General features: G+C 39.2%; 13 protein-coding genes and 1 riboswitch. Of the genes, 5 read left to right on the forward strand and 8 right to left on the reverse strand.

The annotated features are described in order from the left end of the window. Position 1: 1 nt before the first annotated feature. Complete coding sequence (gene recC / locus GWJ05_RS02820; protein ID WP_036934087.1) at positions 2-3,385, reverse strand: exodeoxyribonuclease V subunit gamma; 3,384 nt, start codon at positions 3,383-3,385, stop codon at positions 2-4. Between recC and GWJ05_RS02825 the strand changes: the two genes are divergently transcribed. Further along, complete coding sequence (locus GWJ05_RS02825) at positions 3,352-3,642, forward strand: hypothetical protein (protein WP_163826587.1); 291 nt, start codon at positions 3,352-3,354, stop codon at positions 3,640-3,642. The two genes, recC and GWJ05_RS02825, sit on opposite strands and share 34 nt — an antisense overlap. A gap of 87 nt (positions 3,643-3,729) precedes the next feature. On the opposite strand, the gene GWJ05_RS02830 is transcribed toward GWJ05_RS02825, so the two are convergent. From GWJ05_RS02830 to rppH, 7 genes are all read right to left on the reverse strand, one after another. Beyond that, the gene (locus tag GWJ05_RS02830) at positions 3,730-4,191 is read right to left on the reverse strand and encodes a DUF2509 family protein (RefSeq protein ID WP_161681041.1); all 462 of its coding nucleotides are present in this window, start codon (positions 4,189-4,191) and stop codon (positions 3,730-3,732) included. Then, positions 4,188-4,832, reverse strand: coding sequence for a prepilin peptidase-dependent protein (locus GWJ05_RS02835; RefSeq protein WP_036934090.1), 645 nt, complete (start codon positions 4,830-4,832; stop codon positions 4,188-4,190). Before GWJ05_RS02835 ends, GWJ05_RS02830 begins: the two co-directional genes overlap by 4 nt. Then, a complete protein-coding gene (locus GWJ05_RS02840) occupies positions 4,826-5,329 on the reverse strand; it encodes a prepilin-type N-terminal cleavage/methylation domain-containing protein (RefSeq protein WP_052038425.1) in 504 nt (167 codons plus the stop codon). The genes GWJ05_RS02835 and GWJ05_RS02840 overlap by 7 nt, the downstream gene beginning before the upstream one ends. A 216-nt stretch (positions 5,330-5,545) precedes the next feature. Further along, complete coding sequence (locus GWJ05_RS02845; protein ID WP_087803502.1) at positions 5,546-6,397, reverse strand: thymidylate synthase; 852 nt, start codon at positions 6,395-6,397, stop codon at positions 5,546-5,548. Positions 6,398-6,443: 46 nt separating this feature from the next. Next, positions 6,444-7,334, reverse strand: coding sequence for a prolipoprotein diacylglyceryl transferase (gene lgt / locus GWJ05_RS02850; RefSeq protein WP_087803500.1), 891 nt, complete (start codon positions 7,332-7,334; stop codon positions 6,444-6,446). Between the two features lie 79 nt (positions 7,335-7,413). After that, complete coding sequence (gene ptsP / locus GWJ05_RS02855; protein ID WP_036934094.1) at positions 7,414-9,660, reverse strand: phosphoenolpyruvate--protein phosphotransferase; 2,247 nt, start codon at positions 9,658-9,660, stop codon at positions 7,414-7,416. 8 nt (positions 9,661-9,668) lie between these two features. Continuing rightward, the gene (rppH, locus tag GWJ05_RS02860; protein WP_036934096.1) at positions 9,669-10,199 is read right to left on the reverse strand and encodes an RNA pyrophosphohydrolase; all 531 of its coding nucleotides are present in this window, start codon (positions 10,197-10,199) and stop codon (positions 9,669-9,671) included. Between the two features lie 112 nt (positions 10,200-10,311). Continuing rightward, positions 10,312-10,403, forward strand: a riboswitch (TPP riboswitch). Between the two features lie 65 nt (positions 10,404-10,468). Here rppH and thiB point away from each other — a divergent pair. The 4 genes from thiB to GWJ05_RS02880 all read left to right on the forward strand — a co-directional run bounded on the left by thiB (position 10,469) and on the right by GWJ05_RS02880 (position 16,198). Then, entirely contained in the window at positions 10,469-11,482 is a 1,014-nt protein-coding gene (gene thiB / locus GWJ05_RS02865; RefSeq protein WP_036934097.1) for a thiamine ABC transporter substrate binding subunit, read from the forward strand. Further along, entirely contained in the window at positions 11,482-13,062 is a 1,581-nt protein-coding gene (thiP, locus tag GWJ05_RS02870) for a thiamine/thiamine pyrophosphate ABC transporter permease ThiP (protein WP_036934099.1), read from the forward strand. Before thiB ends, thiP begins: the two co-directional genes overlap by 1 nt. After that, positions 13,055-13,756: a thiamine ABC transporter ATP-binding protein ThiQ gene (thiQ, locus tag GWJ05_RS02875; protein ID WP_036934101.1), complete on the forward strand. Its 702-nt coding sequence runs from the start codon at positions 13,055-13,057 to the stop codon at positions 13,754-13,756. Before thiP ends, thiQ begins: the two co-directional genes overlap by 8 nt. Positions 13,757-13,846: 90 nt before the next feature. Beyond that, the gene (locus tag GWJ05_RS02880) at positions 13,847-16,198 is read left to right on the forward strand and encodes a DNA polymerase II (RefSeq protein ID WP_373369226.1); all 2,352 of its coding nucleotides are present in this window, start codon (positions 13,847-13,849) and stop codon (positions 16,196-16,198) included. Positions 16,199-16,264 lie beyond the last annotated feature (66 nt).

Genomic DNA, 16,264 nt, shown 5'->3' on the forward strand with positions numbered 1-16,264 from the left:
CTTATTTTTTTAAAAATGGAATTATTGGTTTAAATATCGTTAATGCCGTCTTTTTTACTGTTTGTAAAAAATGCTCGTCTAATTGAGAAAAAGCACGCTGAACATACATATCGCTCATTTCACCATCTCGATTATAGCTATCCGTTAAATGTTGTAGCAGCACTAACTCCGCTTTTGCGAGAGTCTCTTCATCATCCAGTAAAAATTCTTGTGTTTTTTTATCATAGCAAGCTTGTAGCCAAGCCCAGCCACTTTTTGCAAACAATGCTAATGGGCTATTTAGCCCTTGTTTATAATCGTGAATTAAATTATCTAAAGTTGAATAGGCAAATTCAGGCTCAACCGGTAATAAACACCATTGCGTCTCTTTTCTGCCATAAAACCGACTTTCGCCAGTCCCCTCTTTCAAACAATAAACCAGATGTTCAATCCACAGTTGCAATAAGTCATTAGCCGTTAAGCTCGCAGGTCGCCAACGTAGTAAGCCATCTGCTTGCACTTCATTTAAACGTCCAATCAACGGCATCGCACTAAAGCGTTGCTCTAGTGTGACAGAATGCGTAGCTAATCGTTCACTTCTCACCTTTTCCGCTAAAGGAAGTAGCTCTTCTATTTGTTGTTCCCAATAAATTTGACCAAATGCACTTGCTGGAAGTTGCCCTGCTGCTTTAATACGCTCAAATAACGATTCCGTTGACGTTTGATCAATCAAAGCTTTCAATAGCCATTGATTTAATAAATAACGTTGAAGTGCATTTATCACAAAAGGCTCTTCTTCGGGCAATTCTGTTTCTTCAATAACAAAGTTGGTTTTTAATCTTTGTTGGAAGAAAGCGCGGATAGGATGGCGATAAAAACGAGAAAGTGCATCAACGGAGACTTTATCTATTGATGCATCATCATCTAGTGATTCCGTAAAACCTTGATGAGCAGCCCCTTGTCCACGGGCTGCTGGTAACCATTCTGAGGCATAAGAACGAGAAGATGCCTCAATGTGGAAGTTTTCTTGAGCAAAAGGAACCCTGCTATGCTGTGTTAATAAATGCTGGTTAATGCGAGTTGCACTGTCATCAACATTAAGTTTTCCATCATCAGGTAGGCGGAAATTTTGGCCAATATAATCTTGTAGCTCTTTGATTAAGACGGACGGGTTACACTCACGATCGTCACGGATTGATTTACCGATGTAGCTGATATAAAGGTATTTTTCGGCCGAACTAAGCGCCTCAAGGAATAAATAACGGTCATCATCACGGCGTTTTCTGTCACCACGACGGCGCTTTTCTGCCATTAAATCAAAACCTAACGGCTGTATATTACGAGGATAAACACCATCGTTCATTCCTAATAAACACACTGCTTTAAAAGGAATTGAGCGCATAGGCATTAACGTACAAAAGTTCAAGCTTCCTGCCAAAAAACGCTGGCTGATCTTTTCATCATCAAACCGTACTGTTAATTCATCGCGAATAAGCACTAATGGAATTTCATTTTGATATCGTGCTTTTAATCCGTTCTCAATCACTTTTTGCCACTGTTGTGTTATCAACGCTAAAACTAACTCGGTCTCTCCATCAGCTTCAAAAAAGGCATCAACCAATTGTTGTCCAATTTCTAACCACGCTTCTAAGGAACGTGTTTCACTTAAACGTGTACGCCATTCACTTAATGTGTAAAGAAAATCAGCAAGATGCCCTGCAAGTTCTGCAACTAGACCGCTGGATTCATCATAAGGAAGTACACCTTTCCAAGGGCCATTTTCGCTTTCCATTGCGTAACCAAGCAACATACGCAATAAACCAAATTCCCAGGTATTTTTACCAGTGATAGGGAGTAAAAATGAAGCTACGTTTTCATCATCCAATCCCCAACGTATACCTGATTCATCGACCCATCGGCGTAGTAATTTTAATTCACTTTCAAAAATAGAAAAATGTCCTGCTAATGCAGGCACTTCAAGTAAAGCTAATACTTGTTCTGCGGTAAAACGACTTTGAGGAAGTTCTAATAGTGTAATAAAGGCTTGTAATACAGGGTGTGCTTGACGTGCTTTTCTATCAGAAATCGCAAAAGGAAGATAGCGTTCAGCAGGTGCATTACCAAAAACAGCCTGAATATAAGGCGTATAACTATCTATATCTGCAACCATCACAATAATATCTCGTGGTAGTAATTCAGGATCTTGCTCTAGCAAATGCAATAATTGATCTTGCAATACTTCCACTTCACGTTGTGGGCTATGACTTGCATGAAAGGTCAGAGAGTGATCATCAGGCGAAATAACACGTTTTTTCTCACTACATTCATAAGTTTTAAGAGTTGTGCCTAATTGTGAAAAATCGTCTAAATCAAGGATATCTGCTTGTAATTGATGAAGTAAGCAATCTCTTGGAATATCAACAAAAGCATCCAACACATCAGTATATTCAAGCTCAGAAAGAAAATAGAGGTTATCTTTACCCAGCTTTCCCCATGAGGCTAATAGCGGATTACCGATATTTTGCTCTCCCTCTTCATTAAATAATAAAGAGGCATTTTTTTCATCTTTAAACCAAGGCGATTCATGTAATTGCTGATAATGACGAGGTTTTCGACTATTAAGACGAGCAAGAAATTTAGGATCTTGAATATCTCCCCAATAGTAACGGCAAGGGTTTGTAAAAAGTAAATAGATCTCTGTATGACGCCCAATTGCTTGCAGTGCCTGCAAATAGACTTGAGGTAATGCAGAAATTCCACAAATAAAGATACGAGGTGGAAAACAGTGCTGAAGTTCTCCTTCTTTTGCACCATTTAATGTCGAAATAAATTGTTGATAAAGATTAGAACGATGCCATTGAGGCTGATTGAGATCTTTGGTGTATTGCTGTAATGCTACCCACAATATTTTTTGCCAGTGCTGATTTTCACTCAACCCTTCTATCAATTCATCGTTTTCCCATGCGGCCAACCAATCTGACCGATACACTAAATATTGGTCAAATAAGTCAGCAACACGTCCCGCTAATTGGTGTAATTTACGTTTATCTTCATCATCATCAAGATAATGAAGTAGTGGCTTAAATGCTTCATGGACTAAATATTCAGGTAGTAATGCCATTAATTTCCATGTCATGGCATCTTTAGAAAAAGCACTTTCTTTAGGTATACCTGATAGTACTCGCGTAAACATTTCCCAAATAAATGTTGCAGGTAATGGATAGCGAATATTTGCTGCAATTCCTAAACTTTCAGCAAGCTGAATTTGCAACCACTGGGACATTCCAGGGCTTTGTACTAAGATCACTTCTTGTTCAAAGGGAGAAGAGAGTGGCCTGGTCTGCATAAAGTGCACCATAAGTGACTTTAATAATGACAACTGATTTGAATGATATATATGAAACATCAGACCCTCATCTTATGGATTGCATGACCAGTAGTATAGGCTTATCGCAGGTAAAACATTATTACCAACATAACCTTCTATTTGCTGACAACCTTCAGAATATGAAAGAGAACGTGTCATTATTTTCTGGTTATAAGCAAAATAATAAGGTGATTTATCAGGCAATATTTCAAATAAAACAAAAATCCCTTGCCCTGTTTGCTGTAATTGAATTAACCGCTGAAAATCAGCTTTTAATGATTGACTATACCCTATAATAGCGACAAAACTAATATTAAAAAATAGTAATACAAACATTGTATTAAGTAAGATGGACCCCTTTTCTGATCTATTTTGACCTTTTTTTATGATACACACTCCTTATGCACAAATGGGCAATAATCTAACCACCCATTTGGTTCAGTAACAATCACTTTATTTTTTCCCTTTTTAAAACTAACCCATTGATAATGATATATTTTATAACCTAATAAGCTTTCTGCTTGTCCTTGAAGTAAAGCCTTATCTGTAGAGATTAAAAATAAGCAGCTCTTTATTTTGGGATCGGCATAAAAATGACGGCATTGCCATTTGTTTAATTGTATTGATGAAAGATCCCAATCCTGTGTTATTCCCCATTTCAATGCAGATTCAGCAAATAAAAAGGCCTGTCTTGCTTGTAACTCTTGCATCACTATTTGTTCAGATTGCCTGTAATGGTAAGAAAAATTTCCAAGCATAGATAAACTCATGCCAATAAAACCTATCACGACAAATATACCCGCTAAGCCCTGTTCATTGCTCCTGTGAGTGAAATAAATATTCATAGTGCAGTCACATTCCTTAAACGGATGGTATTTTGATAATGTGATTTTATTTCAGGCTTTTGTTTTAAATGAAATTTTAAAGAAACAGAAAGATAAAAATACGGATTTGCTTTCACAGAATAAATTTTTGTATAGGGCTGTAAGATAAACTCTGTTACCTCAATCTCATTATTTTCGAAAAATTGTTGCCAGCCTGAAGAATCACAATCTTTTACGCCTCTTAATTGCTCTAATTGACCCTTTTTAAGGCGATACCCAAAATAATCACTCTCTTTTGACGAAGGTGGCTCCCATCGACCATTACTGTTGATGTCGTAAGCAAAAATAATGCAGGAATTTTTTTCTTGATGAGGATATTGCCCTAACTTTAGAGGTGATACCTGCAACTGATTTGACTTCAACCCATTAACACAGTCACCATAACAATATCCTGTACGCCTTAACTGCGTTTCAAGTACCAATAATCGTTCTCTTAAAAAAACATCTAATTGATATTGTTGATAGGAATAGAACAATGTATTCATTATTTGAGGATAAGCTCGACTGATACAAAGGAATAATATGCCACTTATCGCGATAGCGAAAAGGCATTCCATCAACATCATTCCTGATGAAAAAGAAAATACAGAGCGCTTTAACATGATGCAAATACCTTTATTTTCTGACTACATGCTCTTATCCGTCCTAACGATGAAATAATAATTTTTACTTCCCCCTCTTCACTTTGAAGTACAAAACTCATGGGTCTTAACGTTTGACGAATTCCACCAAACGTAACATTTGAGATTGTTGATTGCTTAAGTTGAATGCCTGGAGCTAAAGAGAAAATTTCTTGTTGCACAGGCAAATAATGAAGAGGTGTCGCCATTATTTTATTATGAGGCGATAGCCAAAATACTATTTTAATTTTGACATTAAACAGTAACGCTTGCTGTCGCTGATAAGAAAGAAAAGCGATGGTTTCTCGCACATTCTGTATTAAATGGCGTTGTTTGATAACATGTTGATAAGAAGAGATTGATAGATAACTTAAAATAGACACTATCAACATCACGATAAGTATTTCAAGTAAGCTAACACCTTGCTCACTTTCTTTCTGAAGCGCTTTATTTAGGCTTATTTCCCTGTTGTTGTTCATTTGTTTCTCCTTTTAGCCTGCGATGAGCATGCAGATGACAAGCTTAAAGGTAAACAAAGATAAACGTTTTTCTCGAACAGCTACGCAATAATAATATTTTCAGAGAAAATACAAAATAAACGTATTTATAATTAATAAATAGTGACAACACTTTAATTTTAAAATAAAAAGCCCTTGCTTATGACTAAACAAGGGCTTTAAAAGCAATAGGAGGAATTATACTGTAAATGGGTATTTTATCGCTTCATGGCATTGATAGCCTTCAACAGTAAAATCATCCGTTGTTACCCACGTTTCGATATCTTCCAATGTTTTGATTTTGGGATTGATATGCAACGTTGGTAACGGTAATGGCTCCCTTTTTAACTGTACATCGCGCATTAGAGGTAATTGATTTTCATAGATATGTGCGTTGATTATCTTATGAAATGCCTTACCTGGTTTATGTCCTGTGATTTGAGCCACTAGCGCTAATAAAACAAAGCACTGAATTTGGTTAAAATTTAAACCTAATGGCACATCACAGCTGCGCTGATAAGAGGTTAAATAAAGCGTATCACCGACAAGTGAAAAAGTATGCGTATGCATACAAGGACGTAAACACCCTAGTTCAGTTTCACCCGGATTGTAAAACGTGATGATTTCACCACGATCATCAATACCTTTAGCCAAGTTATCTACCACTTTACGCAGTTGATCAAAATGAGAACCATCAGGACGTTGCCATTGGCGTCCTTGAACGCCATAAACACGCCCCATATCGTCTTCACCTTTGCGATAAGGGTTATTTAACCATGCACTATTTTCATTCGCATTGGCATTCCATGTATTACAACCAATTTCACGAAATTGTGCAGCATTATCATAGCCACGCAAATACCCTAACAGTTCTGCTATTGCGGCTTTATAAAAACTTTTTCGTGTCGTTATCAGCGGAAATTGGTTATTCGCAACATCATATTCCAGATCGGCATTAATCACCGTTAAACAACGGGTTCCTGTCCGTTTATTATCAATCCATTGTCCTTCATCGATAATGCGTTGACACAATGCCAGATACTGCTTCATGTTGTCTCTCTCGTTAATTAGCTAATAATAAAAAATTCATCTCACACTATTTGTGAGCAGATGTTGAGTTTTGTGGTGCTCTTTTATCTTGACGATAAGCCCATACCATAAAAATAATACCCAACAAAATCATTGGAATTGAAAGTAATTGCCCCATACTCACACCACTAAATAACCCTAATTGCGCATCAGGTTGACGGAAGAATTCAACAATAATACGGAATGCACCATAACCTATCAGGAATAGACCCGATACACTGCCTACAGGGCGATTTTTGCGTACAAAAATATTAAGGATAATAAATAGCACCACACCTTCTAACAGCATTTCATAGAGCTGTGATGGGTGGCGAGGTAAAACCCCATACTCTTGAATAATAGGCAATAGCGTTGATGGATCTTGAGCAACAAGCTGAAGATCTTCTGAACGAGAGTTTGGAAATAAGAAGGCCCAAGGCGTATCTAATGTGACGCGTCCCCATAATTCGCCATTAATAAAGTTACCAATTCGGCCTAAACCTAAACCAAATGGAATTAAAGGCGCAACAAAATCAGCCACTTGAAAAAATCTACGTTGAGTGCGTTTTGCAAACCAAATCATGGCACAAATTACCCCAATTAAGCCACCATGGAACGACATACCGCCATCCCAAACTTTAAAGAGGTAAAGAGGATCATTTAAAAAGACAGGCAGATTATAGAATAAAACATAACCTAAGCGCCCTCCGATAAACACCCCCACAAAACCGACATAAAGTAATGTTTCAACTTCATTTTTATTCCAACCACTATTCGGTTTTGCCGCTCGTCGGTTTGCAAGCCATAAGGCAAAAACAAATCCAACTAAATACATCATACCGTACCAGTGTAATGACACCGGCCCGATAGAAAACATAACGGGATCAATCTCTGGAAATTTAAGGTAGCTTATACTCATTATTCCCTACTTCACTTAATTAATAATTTCTGTGTTTGCTCTTTATCACTAACACAGAAAAGGCTTATACAAAGGCATGTCAGATGCCTCCGCGAATTAATCCACCTAATCCCTGCCTTTCCATAAATTCAGAAGACAATTTTTTGATTTCTGTTGCTGTTTCAGCTTGCAACACTTGTTGCATAAAAGGCTGTAACACCACAGGATCAAGATGGCGTAATAAGTATTTTACCCTAGGTAAACTACGTCCACTCATGCTTAACTGCCTAAAACCAAGCCCTATTAACAGCAATGCCCCGATAGGTGTTCCTGCCATTTCACCACAAACACTGATGGGTAACTGGTAATATTGGCATTGTGTCGCAATCAAACTCAGTGAACGTAATAACGCAGGATGCAAATTATCATAGAGTGATGCAACATGGGTATTATTACGATCGACAGCAAGCAAATATTGAGTTAAATCGTTTGTTCCAATAGAGATAAAATCAACCCGATGAACTAATTGTGACAGCATAAACACCAACGAAGGGACTTCAAGCATAATACCTAACGGTGGCAAAGCACATTCACATTTTAATTCTCGACTCACTTCATCACATGCGCGTAATAACAATGTTCTCGCTTCGTCAATTTCATCAATACTTGTCACCATCGGCAACAATATTTTCAAATTTTTAAATTCGAGGTTTGCTTTTAGCATAGCACGGAGCTGAATAAGGAAAATTTCAGGTTGATCGAGTAATATTCTTATTCCTCGCCAACCTAAGCAAGGGTTTTCCTCATTAATGGGCATGTAAGGAAGTTGTTTATCTGCGCCAATATCTAAAGCTCGTAACACAACGGGTTTATCGGGGAAGAAAGAGAGTATTTCACGATAGCGATTTTTTTGTTCATCTTCTGATGGAAAACCGCTTTGTAACATAAATGGAATTTCTGTTCGATATAAGCCAACACCGTCTATTCCGAGACTAATACGTTGCTCATATTTAATATTCAAACCCGCGTTCAATTGAACGCTAACCGCTTCACCATTTTTTAAAACTGCCTGCTGTTCTAGCTGATCTTCTGCAATCTGACTTAATACACTCTCTTCATCAATAATTTGTTTGTACTCTTGAGTAATAAAAGGCTCTGGTTCAATAAAAATCTCACCACGATAACCATCAAGAATAAGCATTCGATTATGTAAAAGCTCAGGTTGGATATCCGCCCCCATAATCGCGGGGATCCCCATTGCTCTAACAAGAATGGCAGAATGTGAGTGTGTCGCACCATCTCGCACAATAACACCTGCGAGTTGTTGTTCGGGTAATTCTGCCAATAAACTCGCACTCAGTTCATCTGCCACTAAAATAAAGCGCTCAGGCCAAATATTAGTTGAGCTTACTTCATCATCTAAATGAAATAATAAACGCCGTCCTAATGCTTTAAGATCAGAGGCTCTTTCTCGCATATAGCCATCTTTCAAACTAGAAAACTGTGCCGAAACTTTCTCAACAACCACTTTTACAGCCCACTCCGCAACATATCCTTGAGTGATAATCGCTGTCATTTTGTGTTTAAGCTGGGGATCGTTGAGTAAATGCGAGTAGAGATCAAAAATGGCAGCACTCTCTTTTTGAGCATTCGCCATAAAACGTTTACTAAAACGGCGACATTCAGCAGTAGCCTCTTCTAAAGCCACTGTAAGTCGATTTAATTCTGCTTTTATATCAAGGGCACTGGCTTTAAAGACATTTTCAAGGATAGGTTGAGAGACTTCTTGCCAACCATAGGCCATGACTACGCCAGTGGATACCGAAAGAGCTTTAATACGACTTTGACGATATTGTCCAAAAAGCCCTTTAGTTTGTACTTGTGACAATGTGGCACCAAGCTGTGTTGCCAGCGTCACCATAAAAGACTCTTCGCTTTCGTTAAATAAGCGACGCTCTTTTTGTTGAACCACTAAAATACCTAGGAGTTGGCGACGATAAACAATGGGCACTCCAAGGAAAGCGCGGAGGTCATCTTCTTTAACTTGAGGGAGATATTTAAAACTAGGATGCTCACGAATATCTGCGAGATTAATAAGCTCAGAAAGGCGTCCAACTTCACCAACAACACCTTCATCAAATGAAAGGCTAACAGCCCGCCCTCTGGGTTTTTTAAGCCCTTTTGTGGCCATTAGATAAAAACAACGACGTTGCTTATCGGCAAGATAAATAGAACACACATCCGTGTGCATTGCCTGACACGTTTCCTTGACTAAGAGTTCAAGTGCTTCTGGAAGCCCGGCTGCCATAGCCACTTTTTCTACAATTTCTCGCAAACGTGTCAGCATAGTGTTATCTAATACCTTTTACGCCGATATCCATACGATGGACGAGGTAAAGACACTTGTTCTTGCAATGGCATGACTACTGGTGCGAACTCTTTCATTACACGACGATAGACATCACGTTTAAAAGAGACGACTTGTCGAACGGGATACCAATAGCTCACCCAACGCCAACCATCAAATTCTGGCGTTTTGCTTTGTTGAACGTTAATGTCCTTATCATTACTTGTTAACTGCAAAAGGAACCAACGCTGTTTTTGTCCAATACAAACAGGTTTTGTGTCCCAACGCACCAAACGCTTAGGTAACTTGTAACGTAACCAGTTACGCGTGGAAGCAAGAATTTTAACATCCTTGCGACTTAACCCAACTTCTTCGAACAACTCTCGGTACATTGCCTGCTCTGGCGATTCTCCAGGGTTAATTCCTCCTTGAGGAAACTGCCATGAATGTTGCCCATAGCGACGAGCCCAAAGCACTTGCCCTTGCCGATTACAAATTACAATCCCTACATTCGGGCGGTAGCCATCATCATCGATCACTAGACTACCTCAATAACCAAATTTGAAAGATAACTCATTGTTTCATACTACTCACAGACGGTAAACCTCTATCAACAGACTTTGCACAACGCGTGGATTTATCTACAATGGGAAAGTCTCAACGGGGTGCCTTTTTAGGCTGAGAAAAACCCGTGGAACCTGATCCAGATAATACTGGCGTAGGGATTTGAGTCAGGATGTTGCAATATTTATTGATTTGCCATCCTCACTCCTCAGATCCTACCTGACTTTTTACTGAGGAATTAAATGTGTTAACTACATCACTTCGCTTTACTTTCTTACTGGGTGCACTGGGTATAATAAGCTCTTTTTCAGCGCAAGCTGCCCCCCAAAAACCGACACTCACGATATATACTTATGATTCATTTACCGCAGATTGGGGCCCAGGACCTGCTATTAAAAAAGCATTTGAACAGCAATGTGATTGTGAATTAAAGCTTGTCGCACTTTCTGATGGTGTTTCTTTGCTTAATCGCTTACGTATGGAAGGTAATAAAAGTAAGGCCGATATTATTTTAGGGTTAGATAACAATCTGATCCACGCAGCCAAAGAAACGGGGCTTTTTGCACCTAGTAATATCGATACATCGAAACTCGCCTTACCTGAAAAATGGACTGACGATACCTTTGTGCCTTATGACTACGGTTACTTTGCGTTTATTTATGATAAAAACCGCATTGCTAACCCGCCCAAAAGCATGGCTGAACTGCTAAACAGTCAAGAAAAATGGAAAATACTGTATCAAGATCCTCGCACTAGTACACCAGGCTTAGGTTTAATGTTATGGATGCAATCCCTTTATCCTGAAAATACCGCGACACAATGGAAGAAACTGTCCGAGAAAACCCTTACAGTGACAAAAGGTTGGAGTGAATCTTATGGCCTATTCTTAAAAGGGGAAGGTGATTTTGTACTCAGTTATACCTCATCTCCGGGTTATCACATTTTAGCGGATAAAAAAGATAACTATGCAGCTGCTATTTTCTCTGACGGGCATTATTTACAAGTAGAAGTTGCAGCAAAACTCAAATCAAGCAAACAACCTGAGTTAGCTCAGCAATTTATGCAATTTATGCTAACCCCAGCTTTCCAAGAAACTATCCCTACCACCAATTGGATGTATCCCGTAATAGATATGCCATTACCTGAAGTCTACTCTGCGATGCCTAAACCAGAAAAATCACTACAATTTGATGCTGAAATTGTTGCAAAAGAGCGCCAAACCTGGACTCGTAACTGGCAATCAGCGGTTAGTCGCTAATGGGAAGATGGCTTATCCCGGGGCTATGTGCTTCGGGTTTACTGCTTATTGTGGCATTGTTGTCATTTGGCGCACTGTGGTTTAATGCGCCAAGTGACGAGCTGTCCTCTATTTTTGCTGATGATTATTTATGGCATGTTGTCCGTTTTACTTTCTGGCAAGCCTTTTTATCTGCCCTGTTTTCAATATTACCCGCCATTTGGCTCGCAAAAGCACTTTATCGACGTCAATTTAGAGGAAGAACCCTCTTCTTACGTTTATGTGCCATGAGCCTTGTATTACCCGTTTTAGTGGCACTTTTTGGGATTTTAACAGTTTATGGCAGAGTGGGGTGGATTGCTCAAATTTGTGAGTGGTTAGGGATTCATTACCAATTTACCCCTTATGGTTTACAAGGCATTTTATTGGCACACATATTTTTTAATATGCCATTAGCAACCCGAATGCTATTGCAAGCACTCGAAAGTATCTCACCAGAGCAACGTCAATTAGCCTCACAATTAGGTATGAATGGCTGGCAACGTTTCCGCTTTCTTGAGTTTCCCTATTTATGGCGACAAATACTCCCCACTGCATCACTAATTTTTATGCTCTGTTTTGCAAGCTTTGCCACGGTACTGGCATTAGGTGGTGGCCCTGCGGCAACAACGGTTGAACTCGCGATTTATCAAGCATTAAGTTATGACTACGACTTACATAGAGCAGCTCTTTTAGCCCTTATTCAGCTTTTTTGCTGTTTAGGTTTAGTGCTGATTAGCCAAAAGTTAAAAGGCTCACTCTTTGTCGGGAATAGCCACAAACAACATTGGCGTGATCCATACGACCCTCTCTTTAGCAAAATCACAGATACTCTAATTATTACGCTCGCAATCCTCTTTTTAGTGCCCCCCATTTTAGCGGTAGTAACTGATGGTCTTAACAGCGAATTAATACGAGTCATACAACAACCCATACTTTGGCAAGCCTTTACAACGTCTCTCATTATTGCCGTCGGTGCAGGTATTGTCTGCGTTGTACTAACGATGATGTTGCTATGGAGTAGCCGAGAGCTTCGCCTACGCCATTTTAAAAAAGCAGGGCAAGCCATGGAAATGAGTGGTTTGATCATTCTGGCGATGCCCGGCATTGTGTTAGCAACCGGCTTTTTCTTGTTATTAAACAATACAACTGGCCTCCCTGAATCACCGTATGTATTAGTCATTTTAACCAACGCATTAATTGCCATTCCGTATGCCTTAAAAGTGCTCGAAAATCCAATGAATGATATTGCTTCACGTTATGGTCTTTTATGCCAATCACTTAATATTCAGGGTCTCAATCGACTACGTTGGATAGAGTTACGGGCATTAAAAAAACCGATTTCACAAGCGCTTGCTTTTGCTTGTGTTATTTCTATTGGTGATTTTGGGATTGTTGCTCTATTTGGTAATGAAACATTTAGAACATTACCCTTCTATCTTTATCAGCAAATTGGGGCTTATCACACACAAGATGGTGCTGTCACAGCCATGATCTTATTACTACTTTGCTTCTCTCTTTTTAGCCTAATAGAACGATTGGCAGGAAAATCTCATGATTAAATTAGAGCACCTGGCTTATACCTATGAACATCAACACCTTATGTTTAACTTAACCGTAAACGCAGGTGAACGTATCGCCATATTAGGCCCCAGTGGCGCAGGGAAAAGCACCTTACTCAGTTTAATTGCTGGTTTTTTGCCTTCTGAAAAAGGAACCCTTTTTCTTAATGGTCGCGAACACACTAAAACCGTCCCCGCCAAACGCCCTATTTCCATGTTATTTCAAGATAATAATTTATTCCCTCATTTGACCGTTAGGCAAAACATTGGCTTGGGGTTAGATCCCGGTTTAAAACTCTCAGATACACAAAAAAACCTGTTAGAAAACCGAGCCAAGCAAGTTTCTTTAAATGACTATCTTGACCGTTTACCTTCACAATTATCAGGCGGTCAGCGTCAACGTGTTGCCATTGCACGTTGCCTTGTACGAGAACAACCTATCTTATTGCTCGATGAGCCTTTTTCTGCACTCGATCCTGCTTTGCGTATTGAAATGCTGGCCTTACTAGAACAACTTTGTGATGAAAAAAACCTGACCTTACTGATGGTGTCACATAGCTTAGAAGATGCTGTTAAGATTGCATCAAGAGCGATTGTGATTGATAACGGAACAATTGTGTATGATGGGAATACACTGTCTTTGATAAATGGTGAAGTGGATCAATCACTTATTTTAGGCATTCCCTTCAATTAAACCTGACTTAAATTAACTGTATAAAAAACCACTATTTGACTATAATAAATGCATCTTTAGCGAATTTTTTGTGTTTATTAGGTGTTCATGATGGGTCATACCGAACAAGGCTTTATTCTTACCCGCCATTGGAGCGACACCCCAAAAGGTATTGTCGTCTCCTATTGGCTTGCAACGGATAATGGTCCTCGTAAAGTCACTGTTCCTATACAACACGCTATTGGTTTTGTTGCTCGCCAACATGAAACCATTTTACGTTCTCTCATTAATAAAAATCCTGATATTGAAATTCGTCCTCTTGATTTAAAAGACTTTGAAAGACAGCCTGTTTTTGGTGTCTACTGCAAACAATACCGACAACTCGCTCAACTTGAACAACAACTTAAAGAGCACCAGATTCGCCTTTATGAAGCCGATATACGCCCTCATGAACGTTACATGATGGAGCGTTTTATCACCGCACCAATTTGGTTTCGTTACCAACAAAACAATACCGTGACATTAAAACCTGCACCAGATTATCGTCCTACACTGCGAACGGTATCTTTAGATATTGAAACCAGTGAATATGGTGAACTTTACTCTATTGGCCTTGCGGGTTGTGGCGATAATGTCGTATTTATGCTGACCGATGATTTACCTATAGGGCATGAAAGCCAGCAATTCAAAGATTATCGATTATGTTATGTCAGTAGTCGATTACGTTTAATTGACAAACTTAATGAGTGGATACAGCATTACGATCCCGATGCTATTATTGGCTGGAATTTAATTCAATTCGATTTACGTATTTTACATACCCATGCTCAACGCTATGGTGCAAGCCTGTTACTTGGCCGTCAAAACAGCCCACTAGAGTGGCGAGAGCATGGATTTAAAAAAGGACATTTTTTTGCCTCTGCACAAGGCCGTTTAATTATTGATGGTATTGAGGCACTGAAAATGGCCACATGGAATTTTCCCTCATTCAGCCTAGAATCAGTCGCGCAAACACTGTTGGGTGAAGGTAAAGCCATTGACACACCTTATGCCAGAATGGATGAAATTAATCGCCGTTTTAAAGAAGATAAGCCCGCATTAGCCTACTATAACTGGCAAGATTGTGTCTTAGTTAACCGTATCTTTGATGCCACATCTCTTATGGCATTCTTATTAGAAAGAGCTTGTGTCACGGGGCTTTCTGTTGATAGAAGTGGTGGCTCTGTGGCCGCGTTTACACACCTTTATCTTCCTTCTATGCATCGCATTGGATATGTCGCGCCTAATCAAGGTGAAAAACCAGAAGAGCATAGCCCTGGAGGCTTTGTTATGGACTCTGCTCCCGGTTTATATGATTCAGTTGTTGTACTTGATTACAAAAGCCTTTACCCCTCCATTATTCGTACCTTTTTAATTGATCCAGTAGGAATGATTGAAGGAACACATCAACCCGATGAAAAACGGGCTATCCCCGGGTTTCGCCAAGCGTGGTTTTCACGGGAGCAACACTGTTTACCTGCTATTGTGTCGCAAATTTGGCACGAAAGAGATAACGCAAAGTTACATAAAAATGCCCCACTTTCTCAAGCTCTCAAAATTATTATGAATGCTTTCTATGGTGTTTTAGGCTCGGTGGGATGTCGTTTTTTTGATCCTCGTTTAGCTTCTTCAATTACCTTACGCGGTCATGAAATTATGAAAAAAACTAGGGAGTTAATTGAAGCTAAAGGCTATCAAGTTATTTATGGTGATACAGACTCTACTTTTGTTTGGCTTAAATCGCCACACACTGAACAACAAGCACAACAAATTGGGCATCAGCTAGTACAAGACGTTAACCAATGGTGGAAAACACACCTTTTTGAAACTTACCAACTTGATTGCAAATTAGAGCTTGAATATGAAACACATTATCGTCGTTTTTTAATGCCAACCGTTCGAGGTATGGAAACGGGAAGTAAAAAACGTTATGCGGGGTTAAGCAATGATAAAATGATATTTAAAGGATTAGAAACCGTTAGAACAGATTGGACTCCCCTCGCCCAAAAATTTCAACAAGAACTTTATACGCGGATTTTTCATCAACAACCGTACCAGCAGTTTATTCGTGATTATGTCGCAGATACGCTTGCGGGAAAATATGATGATAGATTAGTCTATCGTAAACGGTTACGTCGAAAATTATCAGAATATCAGCAACACGTCCCTCCTCATGTCAAAGCAGCGCGTAAAGCTGATGAATATAATTTATCCAAAAATAGACCTCAACAATATCAGCAAGGCGGTTGGATTAGTTATATAATTACTCTCCTGGGACCTGAACCATTAGAGCACATGACCGCTGCACCTGATTACGAACACTATATCAATAAGCAGTTAATGCCGATTGCAGATGCTATCCTGCCTTTTATACAAGATGATTTCTCAACCTTGTTAAATGGACAAATGACACTCTCATTTTAAGATGTGTCATTTTGCAGGTGACGGTTTGCTTTGCATCTATTAACATAACGCCCCTTTGGTGATAAT

The sequence above is a fragment of the Proteus sp. G2626 genome, from assembly GCF_009915985.1.
Lineage (GTDB): Bacteria > Pseudomonadota > Gammaproteobacteria > Enterobacterales > Enterobacteriaceae > Proteus > Proteus vulgaris.

What these genes read in the sequence shown, in the direction of transcription:
- GWJ05_RS02825 (WP_163826587.1), top strand. Translation starts at nt 3,352, where the DNA reads ATGACAACTGATTTGAATGATATATATGAAACATCAGACCCTCATCTT.
- recC (WP_036934087.1), bottom strand. Translation starts at nt 3,385, where the DNA reads ATGTTTCATATATATCATTCAAATCAGTTGTCATTATTAAAGTCACTT.
- GWJ05_RS02830 (WP_161681041.1), bottom strand. Translation starts at nt 4,191, where the DNA reads ATGAATATTTATTTCACTCACAGGAGCAATGAACAGGGCTTAGCGGGT.
- GWJ05_RS02835 (WP_036934090.1), bottom strand. Translation starts at nt 4,832, where the DNA reads ATGTTAAAGCGCTCTGTATTTTCTTTTTCATCAGGAATGATGTTGATG.
- GWJ05_RS02840 (WP_052038425.1), bottom strand. Translation starts at nt 5,329, where the DNA reads ATGAACAACAACAGGGAAATAAGCCTAAATAAAGCGCTTCAGAAAGAA.
- GWJ05_RS02845 (WP_087803502.1), bottom strand. Translation starts at nt 6,397, where the DNA reads ATGAAGCAGTATCTGGCATTGTGTCAACGCATTATCGATGAAGGACAA.
- lgt (WP_087803500.1), bottom strand. Translation starts at nt 7,334, where the DNA reads ATGAGTATAAGCTACCTTAAATTTCCAGAGATTGATCCCGTTATGTTT.
- ptsP (WP_036934094.1), bottom strand. Translation starts at nt 9,660, where the DNA reads ATGCTGACACGTTTGCGAGAAATTGTAGAAAAAGTGGCTATGGCAGCC.
- thiP (WP_036934099.1), top strand. Translation starts at nt 11,482, where the DNA reads ATGGGAAGATGGCTTATCCCGGGGCTATGTGCTTCGGGTTTACTGCTT.
- thiQ (WP_036934101.1), top strand. Translation starts at nt 13,055, where the DNA reads ATGATTAAATTAGAGCACCTGGCTTATACCTATGAACATCAACACCTT.
- GWJ05_RS02880 (WP_373369226.1), top strand. Translation starts at nt 13,847, where the DNA reads ATGGGTCATACCGAACAAGGCTTTATTCTTACCCGCCATTGGAGCGAC.